Origin of the sequence: Brevibacterium sp. NPDC056726, assembly GCF_042790515.1 — a bacterium.
GTDB classification, from domain to species: Bacteria; Actinomycetota; Actinomycetes; order Actinomycetales; family Brevibacteriaceae; genus Brevibacterium; species Brevibacterium sanguinis.
Genome location: NZ_JBHTYZ010000001.1, coordinates 362859 through 388913, shown reverse-complemented (window position 1 = coordinate 388913; position 26055 = coordinate 362859). Strand labels below are relative to the sequence as shown.

The 26055-nt window shown below is 67.1% G+C and carries 20 protein-coding genes; 18 read left to right on the top strand and 2 right to left on the bottom strand.

What is annotated here, in order from left to right:
* The first annotated feature begins 19 nt into the window (after positions 1-19).
* From ACFQ91_RS01765 to ACFQ91_RS01695, 15 genes are all read left to right on the top strand, one after another.
* The gene (locus ACFQ91_RS01765) at positions 20-925 is read left to right on the top strand and encodes a carbohydrate ABC transporter permease (RefSeq protein ID WP_376872653.1); all 906 of its coding nucleotides are present in this window, start codon (positions 20-22) and stop codon (positions 923-925) included.
* The gene (locus tag ACFQ91_RS01760) at positions 925-1836 is read left to right on the top strand and encodes a carbohydrate ABC transporter permease (RefSeq protein ID WP_376872656.1); all 912 of its coding nucleotides are present in this window, start codon (positions 925-927) and stop codon (positions 1834-1836) included. The genes ACFQ91_RS01765 and ACFQ91_RS01760 overlap by 1 nt, the downstream gene beginning before the upstream one ends.
* A 131-nt stretch (positions 1837-1967) precedes the next feature.
* Entirely contained in the window at positions 1968-3668 is a 1701-nt protein-coding gene (locus ACFQ91_RS01755) for a glycoside hydrolase family 13 protein (protein ID WP_376872659.1), read from the top strand.
* 12 nt (positions 3669-3680) lie between these two features.
* Positions 3681-4751 carry an ABC transporter ATP-binding protein gene (locus ACFQ91_RS01750; protein ID WP_376872662.1) on the top strand — a complete coding sequence of 357 codons (1071 nt, stop codon included), beginning with the start codon at positions 3681-3683 and terminating at the stop codon, positions 4749-4751.
* 192 nt (positions 4752-4943) lie between these two features.
* Positions 4944-6812, top strand: a complete 1869-nt coding sequence (locus tag ACFQ91_RS01745) for an ABC transporter substrate-binding protein (protein WP_376872665.1) — start codon at positions 4944-4946, stop codon at positions 6810-6812.
* Between the two features lie 118 nt (positions 6813-6930).
* The gene (locus ACFQ91_RS01740) at positions 6931-8040 is read left to right on the top strand and encodes an ABC transporter permease (RefSeq protein WP_376872668.1); all 1110 of its coding nucleotides are present in this window, start codon (positions 6931-6933) and stop codon (positions 8038-8040) included.
* Entirely contained in the window at positions 8040-9080 is a 1041-nt protein-coding gene (locus tag ACFQ91_RS01735; protein WP_376872671.1) for an ABC transporter permease, read from the top strand. Before ACFQ91_RS01740 ends, ACFQ91_RS01735 begins: the two co-directional genes overlap by 1 nt.
* Positions 9077-10822: an ATP-binding cassette domain-containing protein gene (locus ACFQ91_RS01730; RefSeq protein ID WP_376872674.1), complete on the top strand. Its 1746-nt coding sequence runs from the start codon at positions 9077-9079 to the stop codon at positions 10820-10822. The genes ACFQ91_RS01735 and ACFQ91_RS01730 overlap by 4 nt, the downstream gene beginning before the upstream one ends.
* Complete coding sequence (locus ACFQ91_RS01725; protein WP_376872677.1) at positions 10819-12126, top strand: LD-carboxypeptidase; 1308 nt, start codon at positions 10819-10821, stop codon at positions 12124-12126. Before ACFQ91_RS01730 ends, ACFQ91_RS01725 begins: the two co-directional genes overlap by 4 nt.
* Positions 12127-12190: 64 nt before the next feature.
* A complete protein-coding gene (locus ACFQ91_RS01720) occupies positions 12191-13003 on the top strand; it encodes a serine hydrolase (protein WP_376872680.1) in 813 nt (270 codons plus the stop codon).
* 109 nt (positions 13004-13112) lie between these two features.
* Positions 13113-14264, top strand: coding sequence for a DUF819 domain-containing protein (locus ACFQ91_RS01715; RefSeq protein WP_376872683.1), 1152 nt, complete (start codon positions 13113-13115; stop codon positions 14262-14264).
* A 345-nt stretch (positions 14265-14609) separates the two neighbouring features.
* Positions 14610-15638 carry a dipeptidase gene (locus ACFQ91_RS01710; RefSeq protein ID WP_376872686.1) on the top strand — a complete coding sequence of 343 codons (1029 nt, stop codon included), beginning with the start codon at positions 14610-14612 and terminating at the stop codon, positions 15636-15638.
* Complete coding sequence (locus tag ACFQ91_RS01705; RefSeq protein WP_376917315.1) at positions 15635-16495, top strand: type 1 glutamine amidotransferase; 861 nt, start codon at positions 15635-15637, stop codon at positions 16493-16495. The genes ACFQ91_RS01710 and ACFQ91_RS01705 overlap by 4 nt, the downstream gene beginning before the upstream one ends.
* A 42-nt stretch (positions 16496-16537) precedes the next feature.
* On the top strand, positions 16538-17968 hold the full coding sequence (locus ACFQ91_RS01700; RefSeq protein WP_376872048.1) for an APC family permease: 1431 nt from the start codon (positions 16538-16540) through the stop codon (positions 17966-17968).
* Positions 17969-18168: 200 nt separating this feature from the next.
* The gene (locus tag ACFQ91_RS01695) at positions 18169-18564 is read left to right on the top strand and encodes a universal stress protein (RefSeq protein WP_198499629.1); all 396 of its coding nucleotides are present in this window, start codon (positions 18169-18171) and stop codon (positions 18562-18564) included.
* Positions 18565-18768: 204 nt separating this feature from the next.
* Here ACFQ91_RS01695 and ACFQ91_RS01690 read toward each other — a convergent pair whose 3' ends face one another.
* On the bottom strand, positions 18769-19752 hold the full coding sequence (locus ACFQ91_RS01690; RefSeq protein WP_376872051.1) for an NAD(P)/FAD-dependent oxidoreductase: 984 nt from the start codon (positions 19750-19752) through the stop codon (positions 18769-18771).
* Between the two features lie 282 nt (positions 19753-20034).
* Here ACFQ91_RS01690 and ACFQ91_RS01685 point away from each other — a divergent pair, with 282 nt between their 5' ends.
* The 3 genes from ACFQ91_RS01685 to ACFQ91_RS01675 all read left to right on the top strand — a co-directional run bounded on the left by ACFQ91_RS01685 (position 20035) and on the right by ACFQ91_RS01675 (position 24836).
* Positions 20035-22167, top strand: coding sequence for a DUF222 domain-containing protein (locus ACFQ91_RS01685; RefSeq protein ID WP_376872054.1), 2133 nt, complete (start codon positions 20035-20037; stop codon positions 22165-22167).
* Positions 22168-22401: 234 nt separating this feature from the next.
* The gene (locus tag ACFQ91_RS01680) at positions 22402-23475 is read left to right on the top strand and encodes an LLM class flavin-dependent oxidoreductase (RefSeq protein ID WP_211978780.1); all 1074 of its coding nucleotides are present in this window, start codon (positions 22402-22404) and stop codon (positions 23473-23475) included.
* A 278-nt stretch (positions 23476-23753) separates the two neighbouring features.
* The gene (locus ACFQ91_RS01675; RefSeq protein ID WP_376872058.1) at positions 23754-24836 is read left to right on the top strand and encodes an NlpC/P60 family protein; all 1083 of its coding nucleotides are present in this window, start codon (positions 23754-23756) and stop codon (positions 24834-24836) included.
* 349 nt (positions 24837-25185) lie between these two features.
* Here the strand turns inward: ACFQ91_RS01675 and ACFQ91_RS01670 are convergent, their stop codons facing one another.
* A complete protein-coding gene (locus tag ACFQ91_RS01670) occupies positions 25186-25989 on the bottom strand; it encodes an aminoglycoside 6-adenylyltransferase (RefSeq protein WP_376872108.1) in 804 nt (267 codons plus the stop codon).
* Between the last annotated feature and the right edge of the window lie 66 nt (positions 25990-26055).

Genomic DNA, 26055 nt, shown 5'->3' with positions numbered 1-26055 from the left:
CTCAACGATGAGGAGAACGATGACCACAGAGAGCCGGACCGGCAACCGCCGCCATGCTCGCCGCCGCAGACGGGGCGCCGAGGCCGTCCATGTCCTCTTTCTGCTGCCTGCAGTGCTCGCCTTCACCCTGGCACTCACTGTTCCAGCGGTGATGGGCGTCTTCTTCAGCTTCACCGACTCGATCGGCTTCGGGGAATGGAACTTCGTCGGTCTCACCAATTACGCGGTTCTCTTCAGCGATCCTGCCATCCTCGGCGCATATGGCTTCACGATCGGCGTCGCTGTGGTCACCGTGATTCTCGTCAACGTCATCGCTCTGCTTCTCGCCATCGGCCTGACTTCGCGAATCCGCGCCAAGAATGCGCTTCGAGCAGTGTTCGTCCTGCCGATGGTGCTGTCAGGGATCATCATCGCGTTCGTCTTCAACTTCCTCTTCTCACGCACGGTGCCCGCCGCGGCATCGGCCGGGGGACTCGGATTCCTCGAGGAGAGCATCCTCTCCGATCCCGATCTCGCATGGATCTCGATCGTCATCGTCACGGCGTGGCAGGCCGTCCCCTCCGCCATGCTCATCTACATCGCCGGACTCGTCTCCATCCCCGCGGAGGTGTACGAAGCAGCGGCGCTCGACGGAGCGACGTCGTGGTCCCGGCTGCGCTCCATCACTCTGCCGCTGATGGCCGGGTACATCGCCATCAACGTGGTGATCGGGTTCAAGAACTTCCTCAATTCGTACGACGTCATCGTCGGCCTCACCGACGGCGGACCGGGCACGTCAACCCGGTCGGTGGCGATGATGATCTTCCGCGGCTTCGACAACGGCGATTACGCCTACCAGATGGCGAACTCAGTGATCTTCTTCCTCATCGCACTCGGCATCGCCCTCATCCAACTGCGGCTCTCCCGCGGAAAGGCCGGCTCCTGATGTCTGCAACACCCACTGTGCTCCCCGACTCCAGTGTCCGAACCTCACCGCGCAGTCTCGACGCCGACCGCACCAAGGCGGGAACACGACGCCGGCGGCGTCGGGGAGTCGGTCTCACCGTGCTGCTCGCAGCATGCTCGCTGACAGTCCTGGTTCCGCTCTACGTCACCGTCTCGATGGCGTTGAAGTCGGGTTCCCAAGCTGTCGATGGTGAGGCGTTCGCACTGCCTGCTCCTCCGAGTCTCGAGGGCATCGTCGAGGCGTGGTCGCTGACGAACTTCCCTCGAGCCTTCGCAATCTCCGTGTTCGTGACGGCCGTCTCCGTCGTCGGAACCATCCTTCTCAGCTCCATGGCCGCCTACGCGATCTCACGGAACTGGCATCGCAGACTGTTCCGCTGGTCCTTCTTCTACCTACTGGCCGCGATGTTCCTGCCGTTCCCGGTCCTCGCGCTGTCGCAGGTGAAGCTGACCGGCATGGTTGGCCTGGCGAATCCACTCGGAGTGGCCGTGCTCCACATCCTGTTCCAGCTGTCGTTCTCCGTCATGCTCTACACCGCGTTCCTGCGCAGCCTTCCGGAAGAGCTCGAGGAGAGTGCGCGGATCGACGGTGCGTCGACCACTCAGGTCTTCTGGCGGATCGTCTTCCCGCTTCTCGCGCCGATGAGCGCGACGGTCGGCATCTTCTCCTTCCTCGCCTCCTGGAACGACTTCATGATGCCCTCCCTCATCATCGCCGATCCGAGTCTGCAGAGCCTCCCCGTCGTGCAGTCGATCTTCCAGACCCAGTTCAGCAACAACTACCACATCGCCTTCTCGTCGTATCTCATGGCGATGGCGCCGGCGGTCATCGTCTACCTCTTCACGCAGCGTTGGGTGATGTCCGGAGTGACCCAGGGAGCGGTGAAGTGATCAGACACGGACCTCCCAACCGTGCGCCGCCGTCCAGGTGCTCTCGGCCCCGATGCTCCCACGCGGAGCCGTTCCCGGTCACAGCCCGCCTCAGATCCCGTCTCCGGTACGAACAGGACAGGAATTCCACAATGCTCCAGACCTCAGAATCGCATTCGCGCTCGACTGCGCTCCTCCACGACCACGATTGGTGGCGTCACGCCGCCGTCTACCAGATCTACCCGCGCAGCTTCGCGGACTCCGACGCGAACGGCATCGGCGATCTCGCCGGAATCATCGAGAAGGTGCCCTACCTCAGCGCTCTGGGCATCGACGCCGTCTGGCTCAGCCCGTTCTACCCGTCCGCGCTCGCAGACGGCGGCTATGATGTCGACGACTACCGTGATGTGGACCCGCGACTCGGCACACTCGCCGAGTTCGACGCCCTGACCGCAGCACTGCACGACGTCGGAATCCGCATCATCGTCGACATCGTGCCCAACCATACGTCGGACAGGCACGAATGGTTCCGGGCAGCGCTCGCCGCAGGCAAGGGCTCCCCGGAACGGGGACGCTACCTCTTCAGAGACGGACGCGGGGAGCGAGGGGAACTGCCCCCGTCGGACTGGACATCGATCTTCGGCGGCTCCGCCTGGGAACCGGTGGGCGACGGCCAGTGGTACCTCCACAACTTCGCCCCCGAACAGCCCGACCTCGACTGGAGCAACCCGGACGTGCGTGCAGACTTCCTCGCCACTCTGCGCTTCTGGGCGGACCGCGGAGTCGACGGCTTCCGCGTGGATGTCGCCCACGGTCTGGCCAAGGACCTTCCCCCGGAGGGGGAGCCTCTGCCGACTCAGGCCGAACTCGACGCCCTGCCGCACGACGGACAGCATCCTCTCTGGGACCGAGACGACGTTCACGACATCTATGCGGAATGGAGGCGGCTCTTCCGCAGCTATGATCCGCCCCTGATCGGAGTCGCGGAAGCGTGGGTGGATCCCGATCGCCGGGCTCGCTACGCCGGCGAGGACGGATTGGGGCAGGCCTTCAGCTTCGATCTGCTGCGCGCCGACTTCGACCCCCGGGTCTTCCGAAGCGTCATCACGTCGAACCTCGAACTGGCTGCCGCCTCGGGGTCATCGACCACGTGGGTGTTCTCCAACCACGATGTCGTCCGTCACGCCACGCGCTACGGACTGCCGGTCTCCGGAGACAGTGAGCGCATGGGGCGGGAATGGCTGCTCTCCGGGGGAACCGCGCCCGAACTCGACGCTGCTCTGGGTCTGCGCCGGGCTCGCGCGGCCACGCTGCTGCAGCTCGCCCTGCCGGGTTCGGCCTATCTGTACCAAGGCGAGGAACTCGGGTTGCACGAGGTGCCGGACATCCCCGAGGCCGCACGGCAGGATCCGACGTTCTTCCGCAGCCGCGGCGTGGAGCTCGGCCGCGACGGCTGTCGAGTGCCGCTGCCGTGGACATCAGAAGGGCCGGCATTCGGCTTCGGAGACGCAGCGCCGCATCTGCCGCAACCTGACTGGTTCGCCGAGTACTCTGCCGAGCGCGAAGAGGGCGACCCGTCGTCGACTCTGTGGCTGTATCGCCGTGCGCTGCGACTGCGCAGCGAGCTGAGAGAGGGCGAGCAGCTGGATTGGCTCGAACTCGGAGACGAGGTCGTCGGATTCCGGCGGCCGGGCGGCTGGGTCAGTGTGACGAATTTCGGCCCGCAATCGGTGCCGCTGCCGGACGGTGACATCCTGCTCTCGAGCGAGGAGCTGCCTGGCGACGGCACTCTCCCTGGTGCCACGACCGTATGGCTGCGAGATCCCGACACCAGTGAGAACACGAGAGGATGAAGGGCGCACGCCATGGCGACAGTGACATATGACAGCGCGAGTCGGGTCTATCAGCCCGGCCGGAAGCCCGCAGTCGACGGTCTCGACCTCCACGTCGAGGACGGCGAGTTCATCGTTCTCGTCGGACCGTCCGGCTGTGGCAAGTCCACGAGCCTGCGGATGCTGGCGGGCCTCGAAGAGGTGAGCGACGGACGGATCCTCATCGGCGACCGAGACATCACCGATGTCCCGCCCAACGAGCGGGACATCGCCATGGTGTTCCAGAACTACGCTCTCTATCCGCACATGAGTGTGGGAGACAACATGGGCTTCGCTCTCAAGATCGCCGGAGTTCCCGCTGCGCAGCGCAGAGCCCGTGTCCGCGATGCCGCAGAGCTGCTCGACCTCGGCGAATTCCTCGACCGAAAGCCCAAAGCGCTGTCGGGCGGACAGCGACAGAGGGTGGCGATGGGAAGGGCCATCGTGCGAGAGCCCAGGGTGTTCCTCATGGACGAGCCGCTGTCGAATCTCGATGCCAAACTGCGCGTGCAGATGCGCTCGCAGATCGCTTCGCTGCAGTCGCGTCTCGGGGTCACCACTGTGTACGTCACCCACGATCAGACGGAAGCACTGACGATGGGGGACAGGATCGCGGTCCTCAACGACGGTCAGCTGCAGCAGGTCGACTCTCCGTCGGTGATGTACTCGCGACCGGCGAATGTCTTCGTGGCGGGGTTCATCGGTTCGCCTGCGATGAACCTCGTGCAGGCGGAGAAGATGGAAGCCGGTGCTGTCTTCGGTGACGCGGTGATCCCGGTTCCCAGGGAGGCGCTGCAGGCATCCGCTGGGGACACCATCTCGGTGGGGATCAGACCGGAGGACCTTCGACTGGGCGAGCGCGGAATTCGCCTGCGAGTGGAAATGGTGGAGGTGCTCGGTGCGGACACCTTCGTCCACGGTCGACCTGCCGATGCCGGGGAGGCGGAGTCGGTCGTCGTCCGGGTGCCCACGGAGCGCGCTCCGCGCAAGGGTGAGACGATCCGCGCGCACCCGGACCCGGAGAGGCTTCACCTCTTCGATGCCGAATCGGGGATCAGGCTCTAGGGTCATGTCCTCGCCGAGGCGGGGGAGCCGGAGATCTCGCCGCTCTGATCCGGTCGTCCAGTCTTTCGGTGACGGTCCGGCCCTACGGTGCAGTAGGAAAGGGGGCGAGCCACGGCGCGCATTTCCGTCCCTCAGCCCGCATTGCGTCCTAGGATGAGATGTGAGCAGGGTCTCACCTGCGCCGATGGTTCGATGACGACCGGAAGGACGATGATGTTCACCCACAGCACGCTGCGCAGGGGGCTCGGCAGAACGGTCGCGGGACTCGCCGCGATCGCGCTCGCCGCAGGGCTGGCGACGGCACCGGCAAGCGCTCAGACGACAGAACCCCAACCGACCGACGGCGGCTCCGCGGATGCGAAGACGCTGCGCATCGCCACCGACGGCTTCATCGACTCGTTCAACCCGTTCACCTCCTTCTATCTCCTCCCGACGAACACCTTCCGCTACATGTACGAGAATCTCGTCGCCAACGACGCGAAGGACGGTTCGATCACCGAGGGCCTGGCGACCGAATGGTCGACCGACGACGACGGCAAGGTGTGGACGTACAGCATCCGCCCGGACATGAAGTGGTCGGACGGTGAACCGCTGACGGCGAACGACGTCGCGTGGACCTACACGCAGATGATGGAGAACGAGGATCTCGCGGTCGCCAACGGCAGCCTCGTCGAGAACTTCGAGAAGGTCGAAGCGCCCGACGACGCGACCGTCGTCATCACGCTGAAGAACCCGCAGGCGAACAATCCCGGCCAGGAGATCCCCATCGTCCCCGAGCACATCTGGTCGACGATCGACAACCCGGGCGAGTTCAAGAACGATGCGAACACCGTCGGATCGGGACCCTTCCAGCTCGAGAGCTACGAGGCGAACAAATCAGTCACGCTCAAGGCCAACCCGAACTTCTGGCGCGGCAAGCCCAAGCTCGACGGCATCCAGTACCGGTACTACACGAACTCCGACGCCCAGGTGCAGGCGGTCCGCTCGGGTGAGGTCGACATGATCACGCTGCTCTCCCCGGAGCAGTTCACCGCCCTCGAAGGAGCCGACGGCGTCGAACTCAACGACGGCCGCGGCCGCCGCTTCAACAGCATCTCCATCAACTCCGGCCTCGCCGACGCCGAGGGCAAGGAGTTCGGCACCGGCAACGAGGCGCTCAAGGACGTGAAGGTCCGGCAGGCGATCCGCGCCGGCATCGATACCGAGACGCTGCGCAAGCAGGTCATGCAGGACTACGCCCAGCCTGCGACGAGCTTCATCCCCTCGGTGTACTCGACCTGGGCCCTGCCCGCCGATGACCCCGTGATCACCGGGTTCGACGTCGAGAAGGCGAAATCCCTGCTCGACGAAGCCGGGTGGACACCCGGTGCCGACGGGATCCGGGAGAAGGACGGCAAGAAGCTCGAACTCCGCTTCCTCACCGATGCCGCCGAGCCGATCGAGCAGAACACCGCGAAGTTCCTCGAACCGTGGATGAAGGACATCGGCATCCAGCTGAAGAACGAATCGAGCGACTCCGACACCGTCTCCGAGCTCACCACGAAGGGGGACTACGACCTCTACTTCTCCGGCTGGTCGATCAACCCCGATCCGGACTATCAGCTGAGCATCAACACGTGCGGCAACCGCCCCGACGCCGAAGGCAACGGCGGCACCACGCAGGACGGCTACTGCAATCCCGAGTTCGACAAGCTCTACCAGGCCCAGCACATCGAACTCGACCAGGGCAAGCGCGCCGACCTCGTCCGGCAGGCCCTCGAGATCAACTACGAGGACACTCCCTCGATCGTGCTGTGGTATCCCAACCAGCTCGAGGCCTACCGTTCGGACAAGTTCACCGGTTTCACGAAGCAGCCGAGCGACGGCGGTGCGATCGCCAACCAGGTCGGCTACTGGGGCTACACCTCGGTCGAACCCGCGAGCGAAGCCGCCGGTGCCTCCGACGGAGGCGGACTGAGCGCAGGCGCCTGGGTCGGCATCGCGATCGCCGTCATCGTCGGCGGTGGCGGAGTCCTCTGGTTCGCCACCCGCAAACGCAGGAGCGCCGACGACCGCGAGTAGTCGACCCGTCCCACCCCGGCCGCTCCGGTCACCGCCGGCAGTTCCGCACCGGAACGCACTGCCCGAGCACCACCTCGGCGGTGGCCGGAGCGGCCCCCTCTCCATCAGGAGCGCACCAGTGACAGCATCGACGAACAATCCCTCCGGTCCCGGCGATCCCGGGACCTCGGACCCCGGCACCGCCGGATCCGCCACCCCGGGCCCCGCCGTCGACGGACTCGGCACCCCCATCGACACCGACGAACCGCCGAAGGGCGCGTCGTTCGCCGCGTACTTTCTCCGCAAACTCGGCGGTTCGGCGATCTCGATGGTCCTCGTCATCGTCCTCGGCTTCTTCGCCTTCCGGCTCCTCCCCGGCGACCCCGTGCTCAAGATCGCCAAAGAGCGGCCGATGAGCCCGGCCCAGATCGCCGAGCTGCGCAGCCAGTACGGCCTCGACAAACCGCTCATCGTCCAGTTCTGGGACTACCTCGTCGGCATCGTCACGGGCAACCTCGGCGAGAGCTACGTCTACCGCAAACCCGTCTCCGCGCTCATCGGCGAATACCTCGGCCCGACCCTGCTCCTCACCGCCACCGCCGCGGTCATCGCGATCGTCCTCGGCCTCTGGCTCGGACAGCTCTCGGCGTGGCGCCGCAACTCGCTCTTCGACAAGCTCGCCTCCTCCACGGCCCTCGTCTTCTGGTCGGTCCCGACGTTCTGGCTCGGCCTCATCCTCCTCATGGTCTTCGGCGGCACCCTCCAATGGCTGCCGACCGGCGGGATGATCACGCCCGGACTCGACCCGTGGTCACCGGAGGCGATCATCGACGTCATCCGCCACCTCATCCTCCCGGTCATCACCCTCGTCGCCGTCGTCTACGCGCAGTTCCTCATGGTCATGCGCGCCTCCCTCATCGAGGAGATGTCCGAGGACTACCTCACGACCGCCCGCGCGAAGGGCCTCACCGAGGACGAAGTCCGCCGCCGGCATGCCGTGCCCAACGCGCTCCTGCCCACGGTCACGGTCGTCTTCCTCCACCTCGGCGGACTCATCGCCGGCGCCGTCACCGTCGAGGCGATCTTCTCCTGGCCGGGCCTCGGCAAACTCACCTTCGACGCGATCAGCGGCCCCGACCTGCCCCTCCTCCAGGGCACGTTCGTCGTGTTCTCCGCGATCATCATCGTCATGAACCTCGCCGCCGACCTCGTCTACCGCTGGCTCGATCCGAGAGTGAGGAGAGCGTGATGGACAACGATCACCGCGCCGAGGCTGCCCCCGGATCCGCATCGACCCCGGCCGCCCAGCCCGCATCGTCCCCGACGACCGGGTCCGCACCGTCCCCGGGCACCGAGCCCGGACGGTCTGCTGCCACCCGCGGCGGTGCCGCCGGCTTCGACAGTGCGAAGCTCGTCCGCGAACGCCGCCTGCGCAGTCTCCGACGCAACTGGCGCGCCTTCCGCACCGACACCCCGGCGATGATCGGGGCGATCGTCCTCCTCCTCTTCGTCCTCATGGCGATCTTCGCTCCCGTCATCGCTCCGGCCTCGATGCTCGACGTGACGAAGCAGCTCGACGTTCCGCGCTACGCCCCGCCGAGCCTCGCCCACCCACTGGGCACCGACGACCTCGGCCGCGAGATCTGGGCGCGCATCGTCTGGGGCTCGCGCGTCTCCCTCCTCGTCGGCGTCGCCGCGACCCTGATGTCGATGGTCATCGGCACGCTCATGGGCTTGGCCGGCGGACACTTCACCGGCATCGTCGGGGCCGTCGTCATGCGCCTCATCGACTTCTTCCTCGTCCTGCCCTCCCTGCTGCTCGCCATCGTCCTCTCCACCGTCCTCGACCGCGGGGTCTTCACGATCGTCGTCGCGATCGGCATCGCCTCGTGGGCGTCGACCGCCCGGATCGTGCGCTCCCAGACCTTGAGCGTCGAATCCCGGCTCTACATCGAACGGGCGCGCATCCTCGGTGCCGGACATCGGCACATCCTCGTCAAGCACCTGCTGCCCGCCGTCATGCCGCTCGTGCTCGCGAACACGACGCTCATGGTCGGCAGCGCGATCATCGCGGAGTCGACGCTCGCGTTCCTCGGGCTCGGCGATCCGGGCTCGGAATCGTGGGGGACGATCCTCAAGAACTCGATGGACGCCTCGGCGGCGACCTCGGGATACTGGTGGTACGTGCTGCCGCCGGGCATCGCGATCCTCCTCGTCGTCCTCGCGTTCACGATGGTCGGCCGGGCGCTCGAAGCGATCATCAATCCGACCCTGAGGAGCAGCCGATGACCGATCTCAGCTTCGACGACGTCTCGATCACCTACCGCTCCTCGTCCTCGCGCGGCGACGTGCCCGCCGTCATCGACGTCAGCCTCGACCTGCCGAGCGGGTCGACCCTCGGCATCGCCGGTGAGTCGGGCTCGGGGAAGTCGACACTCGTGATGTCGGCGCTGCGGCTGCTGCCGAAGTCGGCGACGGTGACCGGGCACGTCCGCCTCGGCGGCCAGGACATCTCCGATCTCAGCTTCGGGCAGATCCGTGCGGTGCGCTGGGCGCAGGCGTCGATCGTCTTCCAGGGCGCACTCCACTCCCTCAACCCCGTCCGCCGGGTCGGCCGGCAGATCGTCGAAGCCCTCGAACACCACGCCAAGGGCACGTGGACGACGCCCGAGAAGCGTCGGGCGCGGATGCTCGAGCTCCTCCGCGAAGTCGACCTCGACCCGGCGAAGGCCGAAGCCTATCCGCACGAGCTCTCGGGCGGGCAGAAGCAGCGGATCATGATCGCGATGGCGCTTGCGTGCGAACCCGACATCATCATCGCCGACGAGCCGACCACCGCCCTCGACGTCATCGTGCAGAAGCAGATCCTCACCGGGCTCGCCGACCTCGTCGCCGACCGCGGCATCTCGCTGCTGATGATCAGCCACGACCTCGCCGTGCTCTCCGCGGTGTGCGAGAACCTCGCGATCATGAAAGATGGTCGGATCGTCGAATACGGTCCCAGCGACGACGTGTGCCTGCGCCCCCGGGAGGAGTACACCAAGCAGCTGGCCGGGGCGTTCCCGCAGATCGGCGACGGGGAGTCGCGTCTGCGTCCGCGCACCAACAAACCCGCCGAGGTGCGGCTGACCGACCCGTTCACGATGACCGACGAGGTGGTGCTCGAGGCGCAGAACCTCAGCGTCACCTTCGACACCCGGCAGGGCAGGGAGAGAGCCGTCCACGGCGTCGACCTCGCCCTGCGCAGGGCCGAGATCCTCGCCGTCGTCGGTCAGTCGGGATCGGGGAAGACGACGCTGGCGCGCTCACTCCTCGGCCTGCAGGAGACCGACCCGGGATCGCGGATCGCCTTCGCCGGCCGGCCGCTGCCGACGAAGGCCAAGGACCTGCGGGCATTCCGACGCCAGGTGCAGATGGTCCTCCAGGATCCGGCGGGGTCGCTCAATCCGAAGCGCAGCGTCTACGAAGCCGTCGCCGAGGGACTCCAGGTCCAGGGGCTGACCGAGGACGAGTACGCGAAGGTCATCGGAGCGCTCGAGGCCGCGGAGCTGACCCCGGCGGCGGACTACCTCGAGTCGATTCCGCAGGAGCTCTCCGGCGGTCAGAGACAGCGCGTCGTCATCGCCGGTGCCCTCGCGCTCGACCCGCAGGTCCTCCTCGCCGACGAGCCCGTCGCCTCCCTCGACGCCTCGGTGCGCGGAGAGATCCTCTCCCTCTTCCTCGCGCTCAAGAAGAACCTCGGGATGAGTGCGCTCATCATCACCCACGACCTGGGCCTGGCCTGGAATATCGCTGATACGGTGGCGGTGATGAAGCAGGGAGAGATCGTCGAATACGGACCCGTCGACACGGTCCTCGCCGACCCCCAGCACGCCTACACGCGCGAACTCCTCGCCGCCGTGCCCCGCCTGGGCAGCCAGAGCCTCGTCCGGTCGAATGCGCGGGCGCCGGGTGCGACGGTGCCGGGCGTCCCGGCGCAGGATAGTGCCGCACGGCGGACCGCGGATCCTGCGGGAACCGACGACGCATGACCAGCCCCTACCTCGATTCCGCGCCTCTGGTCCCCGGGGACACCGTGCGTCTCATCGCCCCCTCGGGCCCCGCGGACGAGGACTCGCTGCAGCGGGCGATCTCCCAGCTCGAGGCGTGGGGTCTCAACGTCGTACCGGGCGCTCATCTGCGCGCCCGGCATCCGCGCGTCAACTACCTCGCTGGCACCGATGAGCAGCGCCGCGCCGACTTCGTCGACGCCTGGTGCGACCCCACGGCCGCGGCGGTCATCGCACTGCGCGGGGGCTACGGGGCGATGCGACTGCTCGACGGCCTCGACTTCGCCCACCTGGCCCGCCACGGACTGCGCCCCGACGGACGACCCAAGCTGCTCACCGGGTCCTCGGACATCACCGCGCTTCACCAGGCCTGGGACCACCACCTCGGCGTCGCGACGCTCTTCTGTCCGATGCCCGGCAACGACCCATTCAAGGAGTCGACCGTCGTCCCCGCCGAGGTGGCCTCGTGGCTCTTCGCCCCCTGGGGCGGGCGCGAACTCGGCTTCCCGCCCGACGCGACCGGGGCCCCGGACGCACAGACCTCGCACCCCGGCGATCCCGGGGAAGCCACTCACGCGCACCTCAGCGCCCCCGGTACCCCCTCTCCGCCCGAATCGAGGACGCAAAGTGTCGATGCGGGCCGCGAAAATCGACACTCTGCGTCCGGGAGATCGCCAGCGGACGCCACCGCCTCGCGAACCGGCGCTGCCGGCGACGACTCGAGGACGAAATGGTCGGAGAATTCGGCCGATTCTCGGACCATTTCGTCCTGGGGATTGCGGGACTCGCGCTCGCAGGCCCAGTCCGACACTAAGTCCGCGGACACCACGTCGGCGCACACCACTCCCGTCAGTCGCGCGCGGACACTTGTGCCGGGCACGGCGGTCGGACGACTCGTCGGCGGCAACCTCAGTCTCGTCGCGGCGGGCCTGGGCAGCCCGGAACTCGCCGACATCCGCACCCGGCGTGCGACGCGGGGGCCGGCGATCGCGATGCTCGAGGACGTCGACGAAGAGCTCTACCGTCTCGACAACCTCCTCGTCCAGCTCGTCCGCGGTGGGTGGTTCGCCTCGGCGGATGCCCTCGTCCTCGGGTCGTGGATCGACTGCGCGCCGATCGACGAGATCGAGGCTCTCGTCCTCGACTTCCTCGGTGAGGCGGGGATCCCGATCGTCTCGGAGATGGGGTTCGGCCACGACCCCGATGCGCCGAGCACCCCGCTCGGCGTCGACGTGAGACTCGACGCGCCGATGGGGCAGCGGCCGCGGATGTGGGTCGAACGATGAGCGTGCAGAGACGGGCGAGCGAACAGAGACGGATGAGCGAGCAGAGAAGCCGGAGGGCGACGAGATGAATGAGACGACGAGCGACATCGGCTTCGACAGCCTGCCCGGGGTGCGCTTCAGCGCGCTCGCCTTCGACGTCGACAGCGGGGAGCGGGTCTTCGCCCATCATGCCGAGGACGAGCTCGACACGGCGAGCATGGGCAAGGTCTTCCTCCTCCACACTGCTCTGCAGATGTCCGTCGACGGGACGCTCGATCTAACGGAGCGGCTGAGCCGCAGACCATCGGAGCGCGTCGACGAGTCGGGCATCTGGTACCTCATGGAGCAGGACGACCTGAGCATCTACGACGTCGCGGTTCTCATCGGGGCGTTCAGCGACAACTTCGCGACGAACGTCCTCATCCGCCGCGTCGGACTCGACCACGTCGCCCGGCAGGTCGCCGCGCTCGGCTACCGGAACTCCGGACTCCACGATTTCCTCCGCTGGCCGCGGCCCGCGCAGGCCCCGCGCACCCTGTCGACCGGCACCGCCGCCGAGCTCAGTGACTTCATGGCCCGCCACGCCACCGACGAGTTCTGGGACGAGTCGACGAATGAGATCTTCCGTCGCTGGTTGGGTGCCGGCGCGGACACCTCGATGGTCGCCTCGGCGTTCGACCTCGATCCGCTCGCCCACTACCACTACCAGCGTGACGTCTGGGTGTGGAACAAGACCGGCACGGACAGTGCGATCCGCGCGGACTCCGGCATCGTCATGACGCCTCGGCGCCGAGTCGCCTACGCGGTCTTCGCGAACTGGGAGAAGGGGACGGACCGCGTCGTCGAGGTCATGCCGGTCATGCGCGCCGCCGGCGACGCCATCCACCGCTTCCTCTGACAGACCCAGCCCCACCGACCACCCAGCGCAACCGGCTACCAAGCCCGGCCACCCGCCCAGCCCCACTGACTACCCAGCCCCACCGCTTCCCCGACTGAAGGACCACCCCATGATCTCCGACGGCTTCCTCTTCATCAGCGTGCTCATCGCGATCGCCGCCGCCCTCGTCATCGCCGGCCAGAGCGGCCGCTTCCGGATCTTCGCCTACGTGCCCGGCTTCGTCTTCCTCTACATCATCGCGGCCCTGCTCAACACGGTCGGCGTCTTCGACCACTCCGACTCCGTCACCGAGGTGGGCGACGGCCTGCGCACGGCCCTGCTGCCGGCGATGATCCTCCTTCTCCTCTTCAAGTGCGACATCCGGCAGATCATCCGGCTCGGTCCCAAGCTGCTCCTCACGTTCGCCGTGACCGCCGCGAGCATCGTCGCCGGCTTCCTCGTCAGCTATCTCATACTCCGCTCGGTCCTCGACCCCGAGGCGTGGAAGGCGCTCGGTGCCCTCAATGCCTCGTGGACGGGCGGGTCGGCGAACATGGTCGCGGTGCAGGAGATCCTCCAGGCGCCCGAGGACGTCTTCGGGTACGTGCTCATCGTCGACACCGTTGTCTACTCGTTCTGGCTGCTGCTGATCTTCTCCTCTGTGACGGTCTCCGACCGCTTCAACCGCTGGACGAAGGCGGACACCTCGAAGCTCGAGGTCGCCTCGACGGCTGACGACGAGGAGAAGCCGCTGACGATGCCCGCGCTCTTCGGGCTCCTCGGATTCGCCCTTCTCGTCTCGGCGCTGGCGATCCGAGCGGGCGAGCTGCTGCCGGAGATCGGCACCGTCATCAACGCCTCGACGTGGACGATCCTCATCGTCAGCGTCCTCGGGCTCATCATCGGCTCGACGCGGTTCGGCCGGGTGCGCGGCTCGAGCGAACTCGCCACGATCATGCTCTACATCATCATCGGCATCATCGCCTCGGGCTCCGACTTCACCTCGCTCACGCAGGCCCCGCTCTACCTCGTCGCCGGTCTCATCGTCATCGTCGTCCACGCCGCCATCATGCTCGTCTACGCGAAGCTGACGAAGACCGAGCTCTTCAGCATCGCCGTGGCGAGCACCGCGAACATCGGCGGCATCGCCTCGGCGCCGGTGGTGGCCGGGGCATTCAATCGCCAGCTCGTGCCCGTCGGCGTGCTCTTCGCGCTCATGGGCACGTTCCTCGGGACCTTCTTCGGCCTCGCCTCGGCGCAGATCATGTCCGGCCTCGGGTGACGGGGAGCGCCGACCTGCCGCGCCACCACAGGACCCGCCCCGCCACCCGGCGCCGGGGAATCACGTCCGGCCGGCGCGCGATGCGGTGCGGACCCTCCCGACCGCAGGCCCTGCCGACCCCAGGCCCGCTCGATCAAGCGGCAGTGCGGATGTGGGCGCGTGCACGGACACGTCCGCACTGCCGCTTGATCGGGGCACCGGAGGCGTAACCTGGGCGTACGCACGCGCCCACCGCCCGCGACCACGCAACGACAAATCCACCCAGCCACAAGCCCCACCCGACGACAAGCCCCACCCCGCGACCACCTCGGCGAGGATGACCGTCCCCGCCGCGAAAGGACACAGATGAGCATCGACGTCTTCGACGGACACAACGACCTCGCATGGTGGCTGCGGGAGGAGCGCGACTACAGCGTCGAGGGGCTCAACGACCCGCAGATCTCGCCGTTCACGACGATGGATCAGCTGCGGGACGGTCATGTCGCCGCGCAGTTCTGGTCGGTGTACGTCCATTCGTCGATCACCGGGGCCGACGCCGTCGTCGCGACTTGGGAGCAGATCGACGCGGTCCGCCGCTTCGTCGCCGCGTACCCCGAGCGCCTGAAGTTCACCCGCACCGCCGCCGAGGTGGCCGCCGCCCGGGATGCCGGCCGCGTCGCCTCGCTCATGGGAGTCGAGGGCGGCCAGCAGATCGACGAATCGCTGGCGATGCTGCGCAGCTATGCCCGCGCGGGCGCGAGGTACATGACGCTGACGTGGTCGACGACGCATTCGTGGGCGGACTCGGCGACCGACGAACCGCGGCACGACGGCCTCACCGCCTTCGGCCGCGAGGTCGTGGCGGAGATGAACCGGATCGGCATGATCGTCGACCTCTCCCACGTCGCGCCGAGCGTCATGCACCAGTCCCTCGACCTCACCACGCTGCCGGTGATCTTCAGTCATTCGTGCGCCCGCGGCCTCAACCCGCACCCCCGCAACATCCCCGACGACGTCCTCGACCGCCTGCCCGGCAACGGGGGAGTGGCGATGATGACCTTCGTCCCGTCGTTCGTCTCGCGTCAGCGCTGGGACTGGGTGGAGGCTGGGGAGACCGGCACCGCCCCCGAGGTGACCGTGGCCGATGTCGCCGACCACTGCGACTACGTGCGCGAGCGGATCGGCATCGACTACGTCGGGCTCGGCGGGGACATCTGCGGCGTCGATGAGCTGCCGATCGGACTCGGCGATGCCGGCCAGTACCCGAACCTCTTCGCCGAACTCTCCCGCCGAGGCTGGTCGGAGCCGGACCTGCGCAAGCTCGGCTTCGACAACGTCATGCGCGTGCTCGAAGCGCATGAGGACGCCTACGTGTCGTTCCTGGGGGAGTCGTGACGGGGGCTGGGGCAGGAGTGGGGGCTGGGGCGACCACCGAGGCGGCCGCCGACGCCACCGCGACCACCGAGGCTGCAGCCGACGCCACCGCGACCACCGAGGCTGCGCCGGGCACCGCCTCCACTCCGACACAGCCGAGTTCACCCGCACCCCGCGTTCTCGTCATCGTCAACGACGTCGACTCCCCGCCGGGGAAGTTCGCCGACTGGCTCGCCGAGGCGGGCATCGACGCCGACGTCCGCGTCGCCCCCGAGGTCGGGGTGCCCGAGCCGACCGAGCTCGACCGCGTCGACGGCCTCATCCTCCTCGCCGGCGGACTCATGCCCGACGAGACCGACCGCGCTCCGTGGCTGCGCGGCGAGGCCGATCTCGTCCGCCGCGCACTCGACCACGACCTCCCGCAACTGGGCGTCTGCCTCGGCGGGCAGCTCATCGCCCACGTCGCCGGTGGCACCGTGCAGGCGCAGTCGGGAACCCCGGAGAAGGGGTACACGTGGATCGACCTCACCGAGGCGGCCGCCGAGGATCCCGTGTTCTCCGCGGTGTCCGCGCGGCCGGCGTTCCTCGAGAGCCACGTCGATCGGATCGTCGACCTCCCCGCCGAGGCGGTGCTGCTCGCGACGAGCCCGGCGTGCCGCATCCAGGCCTTCCGAATCGGGCGGGCGTGGGGCACGCAGTTCCATCCCGAGGCGACCGCGCAGAATATCTCGCGGTGGGACGAGGAGAAGCTGGCCAAACTGGGGTTTAATAAGGACACACTCGAAAGAGAGGCCGAGGAGCGTGAGGGCGACAGCCTCGTCGAAGCGAAGAGGCTCTTCACAGCGTTCCTCACCGTGGTCCGTGACCAGCGCGGGTGACCGACTGCGGACTGAGCGCCTCGAGACGACTACGGAGGAATCGTGAGTCACAGCGAGACAGCGTCAGCGGACACCTCGAAGGACGGTGAGCAGCCGGAGACCCTGAAACGGGTGATGGGGCCCAAGCTGCTTCTCCTCTTCATCGTCGGAGACATCCTCGGCACGGGCGTCTACGCCCTGACCGGCACGGTCGCCGGTCAGGTCGGCGGAGCCGGGTGGGCGCCGGTCCTCCTCGCCTTCGCCGTGGCACTCATCACGGCATGCTCGTACATGGAGCTCGTCACGAAGTACCCGCGCGCCGCTGGTGCCGCGCTCTATGCGCAGAAGGCGTTCGGGATCCACTTCATCACGTTCCTCGTCGCCTTCGCCGTGCTCAGCTCGGGCATCACCTCGGCGTCGACGGCGTCGAACGTCTTCGCGGCGAACATGGTCGCCGGCTTCGGCTGGGACATCTCGGGCACCGGGGTGATGTGGATCGCGCTCGGCTTCCTCGCCCTCGTCGCGGCGATCAATCTGCGCGGGGTCTCCGAGAGCGTGTGGTTCAACGTCGTCCTCACCCTCATCGAACTCACCGGCCTCCTGCTCGTCATCGTCGTCGGCTTCTTCGCCCTCGGCTCCGGCACCGCCGACTTCTCCCGCGTCGTCGTCTTCGAGACCGCCGAGGACAAGAGCGTGTTCCTCGCGATCACCGGAGCCACGGCGCTCGCCTTCTTCTCGATGGTCGGGTTCGAGGACTCGGTCAACATGGTCGAGGAGACGAAGGATCCGCGGATCTTCCCGAAGATCATGCTCACGGGCCTGTCGATCACCGGCGTTATCTACGTCCTCGTGTCGATCGTCGCCGTGGCGGCCGTGCCGATCGGTCAGCTCGCGACGAGCGAGACCCCGCTCCTCGACGTCGTGCGGGCCGGAGCGCCGGGGATTCCGATCGACGCGATCTTCCCGTTCATGACGATGTTCGCCGTCGCGAACTCGGCGCTCATCAACATGCTCATGGCCAGCCGCCTCCTCTACGGCATGGCGAAGCAGAACGTGCTGCCGCCGGTGTTCGCGAAGGTGCTGAAGAACCGCCGTTCGCCGTGGGTGTCGATCGTCTTCACGACCCTCATCGCGTTCGCCCTCATCGTCGCGGTGACGAACATTCTGCCCGAGACCGTCACCGCCTCCCTCGGCGGCACGACCTCGCTGCTGCTCCTCACCGTCTTTGCGGTCGTCAACGTCGCGGTGCTCGTGCTGCGCCGCCAGCCCGTCGATCACGAGCACTTCCGATCGCCGACCTACCTGCCGTGGCTCGGCGTCTTCACGTGCGCGTTCCTCGTCGGACCGTGGGCGCGCCTCGACGATCTCATCCAGTATCAGATCGCGTTGGCGCTCGTCGGCATCGGCGTGGTGCTCTGGGCGATCACCTGGCTGTGGAACCGCTCGGTCAAGGGCCGAAGCACCCGCTTCCGCCACCCGGACGACCTCACGTGATGACCGTGTCGTCCCGGATCTGCCGGCGGGGGAGCGTCGCCCTCCTCGGTCAGGGTCGTGCGGATGCGCTCCGACCGCCTCGGCGAGGTCGTGCGGAAGAGGTCCGACCGCCTCGGCGAGGCACGACCGCACCCCGCCCCACCCACCCTGCTCACGTCCGCCCGGATCGGGCGGCAGCGAACCGAATGCGAAGGTGAACCATGACCATCATCGTCGGCTACGTCAACACCCCGGACGGGCGCGCGGCCCTCGACACCGCGATCGCGGAGGCGAAGAAGCACGACAGCAGCGTCATCGTCGTCAACGCCTCCCGACCGGTCGTGCGGCGGGACTCCCACCGCCTCGGTGAGAAGGAGGTCGCGGAGGTGGAGTCCATCCTCGCCGAGGCGGGGGTGAGCGGCGAGATCCGCTCCCCGGGCAGCGAACTCGACCCGGCGGAGCAGATCATCGCCACCGCCGCCGAGGTGGGGGCTCAGCTCGTCGTGCTCGGCACCCGCAAGCGCACCCCGGTGGGCAAGTTCCTCCTGGGATCGACGGTCCAGAAGGTCATCATCGACGCCGTGTGCCCCGTGCTCTGCGTCAAGGCGGAGTACTGAGCTGAGTGCTGGGCGCTCGGCTGGGTGCTGGGTTGCGGGCTGAGCTGTGCTGAGCTGAACTGCGTTGAGCACTGGGCCGGGTGCTGGGTGCTGTGCTGGGTGCTGGGTTGTGTGCGGAGCTGAGGGGCCGGGTTGCGCGCGGAGCTGTGCTGAGCTGCGTTGAACTGTGTGCCCGTCGGATGAGGTTCGGCCCGGTGCAGTGGCTCAGCCGGCGAGGGCGCTCTGGATGAGCTCGTAGTTGATCATCGCGCCGGCCCGCACGCCGCTGGCCGCGCTCGCGCCGAGCATCGCGGACATGTCTGCGACGTTCCCGACCGCCCACACACCGGGGATGTCGGTGCGACCCGTCGGGTCCGCGGTGATCGATGACCCCATGCCGCTCGGGTCTTCGACGACCGTGCCGCCGAGCTGGGTGAAGACCTCGCCGTTGGCGCGGAAGAACGGGCCGACGACCAGCGCTTCGAGGGTGATTGTGGAGGCGGCGAGCGCCGAGGTGGTGTCGTCAGATGCGACAGACCTCAGCGTCACTTCGGTGCCCGCCTCGGTCCTGTGCACCGCCTCGACCTGCGCATCGACGAGGGTGATGCCGAGGGCGTCGAGCATCGCCGCCTGCTCGGCCGTCGGTTCCGGCGCAGCGTGTCTGATGAAGGTCACTCGGTCGCTGAGCTGGGAGAACATCATCGCCTGATGGTACGACAGGGCAGTGGTGCCGATGATCCCGATGCTCTGTCCGCGCACCTCATAGCCGTGACAGTATGGGCAGTGGAGGACGGTGTCGCCCCATCGCTCGGCGAGACCGGGGATGTCCGGAAGCTCATCGGTGATGCCGGTGGCGATGACGACGTGCTGCGCAGAGACCTGCACGCCGGCTGAGGTGTCGAGGGTGAAACGGTGCGGGCGAGCCACCTCGGCGGGGGTGCTCTGTGCGCCGGTCACGGCAGCGTCGATGAAGGTGACCCCGTAACCCTCAGCCTCCTTCCGGCCCTTTGCGACGAGATCGAGTGGGTTGATCCCCTCGTGCCCGAGCACATTGTGGGCATGGGCGCTCGTGCGGTTGCGCGGTGAACCGGCGTCGATGACGACGACCCGGCGCAGGGAGCGCGCGAGAGCGATCGCCGTGGCGAGGCCGGCGGCACCGCCTCCGACGATGGCGACGTCGGCGGTCAGAGTCGGATCGGGAGTGGTCATGTCGGGAACCTCGCTTCTGGATTCGGACAGTGCAGAGATCGGTGGACAGGGACCAGTGTGCTCGGAGGCGGTCGTGGCTGCAATCGCGTTTGCTATAACTGCAATAACTGCCCTGTTCTCGGCGATCTACCGAGGTGAGAGGCGCGAGAAAATCGCTGAGGCAATGAATTCAAACTCAAGAAAATTATCTAAATAATTCGTACATCACTCTTCACATGTCTCATCTTCGGATGTAAGATAGATCACACAGGAACCACAAGACGACGGACGGACCTCGAGGACATGACCCTCACCCCGGATCGCAGTCGCGATCAACGGAGCGCACGCCGCAAGCGGATGTCGTGCCGCTCGCGTGCGGCCGGAAGCCGGGTTCCGAACGGCAGTCGTCAGCGGAAGCTCGACAGGCGGCGGTCGAGCGGCGATGCTCCCGATACCGCGGTCGGCCCCGACGCGTGGTGGATCCCTGCGGAGTGCTCAGACTGGGACGAATCGGCCGCCCATCGGCAGAACGATCTCATCGAGCGGCAGCGTGATGTCCTCGGCAAACTGGGGCCCGCTCCCGGCGACGGGGAAGTCGGGTTGGGCTTCGCCAGCTCGATCTCCGACCGGACCATGCACGACAGGGTGTCCGGACCACCGGCCGAACCCCGCGATCCGTTTCCCGATGAGCCGGCGGCGTCCGACCCCGAGAATGTCGGCACTGATGTTGCCGACGATGCGCAGTCGACCGTCTCGGCGGTCCACCCCCTGCTCAACGACGAAGCGTGGGCCGATCTCTCGTCGCTCGCGCCGGAGATGACCGGAAGCATCGAGAATCTGCGCACGCTCGTCGACGAATTGGAGTGCTTCGCGCGACCGATGGGTCCCGATGAGGCGATCGCGATGCTCGACGGCATCGAGACGATCAACCGCCTCGCCGAGGCGCTCTCGGTCGTCACCCTCTCCGTGTTCCAGCGGGTCGGTGCTCCACGGGACTACGGCGCGAAGTCGACGAGAGACCTCGTGCGGGATCGGTGCGGGGTGTCCTCGCGAGAAGCGTCACGACGCCTCGATCTGGCCGACAACCTGGGCAAGCGGGTGACCACGTCCGGGGAATCGCTCGAACCCGTCAATCCGGCGATCGCTGAGGGATTGCGCTCCGGACGGCTGTCGACGGTGCAGGCGGGTCTGATCACCCGTTTCATCGGAGAGCTTCCGCGCTCGGTCACCGAGGCCCAGCGACTCGAGGCGGAGAGCATCCTCGTCGACAAGGCGCCGGCCGTGCACGTCAAAGACATCAGGATCCTCTTCGACGAGATCCTCAAATGGCTTGATCCCGATGGCGAGCTGCCCAAGGACGACACGCCGCGAGAGGACTTCGCCGTCCATCTGCGCGCCCGCAAGGACGGAACCTGGGATCTCAAAGGTCGCTTGGACGCCGTGGTCGGTGGAATTATGCACGGACTGCTCACCTCACGCATGCAGTCCGAGTCCGAGAGCGGCGCCGACTCGTGCGCCGACGGCACTCAGACAGCCGAGGACGTGGAGCCGGGCACGGGCATGCAGGCCGCCGATGGCGCTGTGGACTCGAGCGGCGATGACGAAGCAGGTCACGGCGGTGGGGCAAGCGGCTGCGATAAGGCGAGCGGCAACAGCGATCCGAGCGCCGACGATGCGGCGGACGACGTCGTCCACCTGTTCTCCGAAGTGCTCTGCGGCGACCGTTACGACGCCGTCGATCCGACTCCGCAGCAGCTTCCCGTCGCGGCGGCCCAGAGTTCGCGCGCCGCAGATGTCCCTGCGGGGTATGGAATGCGCGACGACGGCATCGCTGTGCCCATGGCCGGAGCGCAGCCATCCGTGCGCAACCGCATCTACGAGCGGTTCGCGACGATCATCGGCCGCATCGAAATGGATCACGTCGGAGCAGGTGCCCCGTTCGCGCTCGTCGTCACCGCAAAGGCCGAGGACATCGCCGAAGGAAGCGGTCGTGCGACAACCGGGGCCGCCGAGAGCTTCCCCATCGACACCGCTGTCCGCGAAGGGCTCAACGGGACCGTCTTCTTCCACCTCATGAGCGAGAAGGGCCGCACGGTGAGCGTCGAGACCGAGAACCGGTACGCGAACAAGAACCAACTGGCGATTCTCGCCGCACGAGACAGAGGCTGCACGTTCCCCGGCTGCGAGACTCCGCCGGGCTGGTGCGAAGCACACCATATCGTGCCGTTCTCCGAGGGCGGCAAGACCAACATCAACAACCTCACCCTCGCGTGCAGCTATCACCACCACCTCATCGACCGAACCGACTGGGAGACGATCATGCTCTTCGACGGCAGGGCCGCCTGGGTGCCTCCGGCGACCATCGACCCTGCGCGACGGCCGATCCTCCACACCCGCTTCATCGCCGACGACATCGCAGACACACTCTTCGGCTAGCAGTGCCGCCACGGCATGAGGGGACGAGTGCGCCCTCACCTCGGACAGACGCCCCTCGGACAGACATACCTCGGACAGGCGCCTCTTGGGCAGATGCCCCGTGGACAGGGGACCCCCGGACAGGCAATCGATCCTGGTCAGGCGATCGATCTTGGACAGGCAATTGATCCTGGTCAGCGCCGTGTGTGAGCCAGGTCATGGAATGATCGCGTCAAGGCGACTGTTGGCCTGAACATGGAGCTTTCCCTTCTCGATCTCGTGCCCGTCCGCGTCGGGCAGACCACCTCGGACGCTTTCGCCGCGTCCCACGAACTCGTCCGCGCCGCCGATGCACTCGGATACACCCGCTACTGGGTCGCCGAACACCACAACATGCCGTCGATCGCCTCGACGATGCCCGGAGCCGAACTCATGTACCTCGGCCAGGGCACCGAACGCATCCGGCTGGGCTCGGGTGGAGTGATGCTGCCCAACCACGCCCCACTCGCCGTCGCCGAACTCTTCTCCCTCCTCGCAGCGATCTATGGAGACCGCATCGACCTGGGCATCGGACGGGCACCGGGCACGGATCCGATCACCTCGGCGGCGATGCGGGGCCACCTCGGCGAAGGACGGATGGTCGACCGGAACGGTCAGACGATCGACCCCGTCGAGCAGTTCCCCCAGCACGTCATCGACACCCTGGCCCTGATGACCGCCGAAGGTGTGCGCATCCCGCTGCACGGCGGACGCGAACACACGCTGCGCGCGACTCCCGCACCCGTCCCGGGCACCCAGGTGCTGCCGTGGCTGCTCGGATCCTCGGGGTACTCGGCGCGTCTCGCCGCGGAACTCGGCATGCCCTACGTCTTCGCCAACCACTTCGCCGCCGGCGCGACGACGGGCATGAAGATCTACCGTGACAACTTCACGCCTGGCGCCTACGGCGATGAGCCGCGCACCTTCGTCACCGTCAACGCCGTCGTCTCACCCACCGAGGAGGAGGCCCGGCTGCGATCCGAGCCCTTCATGCTGCAGATGGCTCGGCTGCGCACCGGTGGGGCGATGGGACCGCTGCGACTGGCCGGCGATGACGTGCGGTCGGTGATGACCGATCAGGAGCGCATGGTCGCCGAAGAGCTGTCGAAGAACTGGATCATCGGCGACCCGCAGTCGGCGACGACCCAGATCGAGGAGCTTGCCGCCCGCTTCGAAGTCGATGAGGTCATGCTCCAGCCCGTGGCCGGCGCCATGGACGGCGAGGGCCTGCGCGAGGATGCCGCACGGATCCAGACCCTCGAGCTGCTCGCCGGTGAGATCCTGCGGTGAGCCCCGAGCTGTGAGCCTGAGCTGCGAGCCCCAACGGTGAGCTCCAACGGTGGACTCCAACGGTGAGAGGCAGTCCGAGAAACGGACTGTTCACCGTCTGACCCGAGACAATATCCGGGTCAGACAGTAGAATCGTCTGCGTGCATCGTTTCGATGCCCTGAGAATCGACCGAGACAGGTCGGTGCGCGGGGTGACGGAACGCAGAGAAATGAACATTCGGCGGCTTCCCCCGCGCGGGTGCGACCTCGGGTCGTTCCCGCAGACCGAAAGAGAATCAATGCGTACCATAATCGCTGTTTCGGCGGCGCTCGGACTCGGGCTCGTGCTCAGTGCCGGCGCTCCTGCCATCTCGAGCAATCTGACTTCGACGAACTCCTCGTCCACCATGGCGGCCTCCGTCGTGCCCGGGCAGGAACTCGAACCCATCACCGACGGCAAGATCGAGAAGGGCGAGACCGCCTACGTCGACGTCACAGTTGCCACGCTGTGGAAGGACACGTCCTCCCCGCGCAAGGTCGACGAACCGGCGCTCGGCAAGCCCGTCGACCTCGACAAATGGAACGACAACCTCAAGGACACCGAGGTGCGCCGTGGTCTGACCGGCAAGACCGAGACCCAGGCCGTCTACGGCTCGCCCGTCACCGTCCTCGACATCAAGGGCGACTGGGCGAAGGTCGCCGTCAACGACCAGTCCACCCCGAAGGACGACAAGGGCTACCCCGGCTGGCTGCCGACGAAGCAGCTCGTCGAGAACGACCGCTTCGGCTCCCTGAAGAAGGACCAGCCGCGTGCTGTCGTCACCGCGAAGACGGCCGAACTCGAAGGCATCGAGTTCACGAAGGACACGGGAGCCGACCCGAGCTTCAACGTCGAGCTTCCCCTCATCGCCCAGGACGTCGAGGACGTGCGCGTGGCACTGCCCGGCGGCGGCGCAGCGTGGATCGACGTCAACGACGTCGCCGTCTACGAGGCAGGCGACAAGCCCGCCAAGCCCTCCGGCGACGACCTCGTCGAGACCGCGAAGCAGTTCGACGGCCTCCGCTACCTGTGGGCCGGTGTCTCCGCCTACGGCTTCGACTGCTCAGGCTTCACCTACAGCATCTACCGCGCCCACGGCATCGGCATCCCGCGCGACTCCGGCGACCAGGCGAAGGTCGGCAAGGAAGTGTCGTCGAAGGACCTCAAAGCCGGCGACCTGCTCTTCTTCTCAACGAGCTCGGGCACCGTCCACCACGTCGGCATGTACATCGGCGACGGCAAGATGATCCACTCGCCCAATGCCTCGAAGACGGTCTACGTCGTCGACTGGAAGGACTGGGACAAGGGCAACGAGTTCTCCGGAGCCCGCCGCATCATCTGATGCGCATCCGTTCGTTCCCGCGCTGAAGCCGGCCGCAGTCATCCTGCGGCCGGCTTCCGGCATTCGATGGGAGTGCTAGTCCGCCGAGGTGGATCACCGTGAACGTGCTCCGCTGACCGAGATCGCCACGGTGGGTTCCCCGCGGAGAGGTGCTGTGGCTGTGAGAAAGGACCTGGCCTTCGCTCCGTGCGAAGGTCAGGTTCACTGACATTCCCGGTGGAGGACAGGTCACTTCCACAGACGCACGACTGCACGGCCCGTCACATCCTCAGTGGTCGGTTTCGGCGAACCTCAGTCGTCCGACGTGCGGCGGGGCACGAGGATGCTCGTACTGTTCAGCTCGCGCAGTTCAACGAGTGCGGAGACCGAGGATGGCGTGTACTTCATCGTCGACTCGCTCGTGATCGAAGTGCGGGAGGTCGAGCGAGGACGCGGTGCGTTCGGCGAGGGTGCGGTACAGCGCGGTGGTCGCGACAAGTGCGCGTGTCGCGTCGTCACCGTCAAGACTGCCCCAGCAGTGTTCGAGCGCTTGCTGGACATCGGTGTCCATCCACTGCCGCATCCGAGTGCCCAGGTATCGGGTGTCGAGTCCCGGACCGTGCCGGGCGAGGTGATCCCATTCGATCATCCGCAGCAGTTCGCCTTTCAGGTCCTGGTCGCGCAGTTTCGCTGACCAGGGCTCGTCGCGCACGATGGCTTTTGCCTGCATCAGAGCCGCCGCCCACGCCCAGTTCATCGACTCCTCGAAGTCCGCGGGCGTGGGCGGCGCAGTGGAGGACGCGTCCAGTGAGGCGGTTGCAGCGCTGTCGTCCTTGTCGAGGAGTACACAGAACGGTCGGGTGTAGCTTCGACCTGCTAGGCGATCTGCGGGAAGCACGGTGAAGTCGATCTTGCCGCCCGCGTAGTAGATCAGGCGTGTGGGGTTGCCGTCACCGTCTTCGAGCCGTTCGACGACGAGCACATCGCCGAGGTCGCTCCACCATGACTCGTCTGTCAGGAGCGCGTCGATGTCCGTCGTGAACACCTCGATATCCCGGTCGGAGAGCGGGTGGGCCTCGTGAGCGGCGGCTGATCCCGTCAGCACGAGTGCCCGAACGTCGGTGCGACCCTGCGCCCACCGGACCAAGGATTCACGTGCACGCGAGTAATCCATCAATCGATTCTCTCATTCCCGTTCAAGGGGCAGTCCTCTTCATCGTGGGAAACCATCGACGGCTGA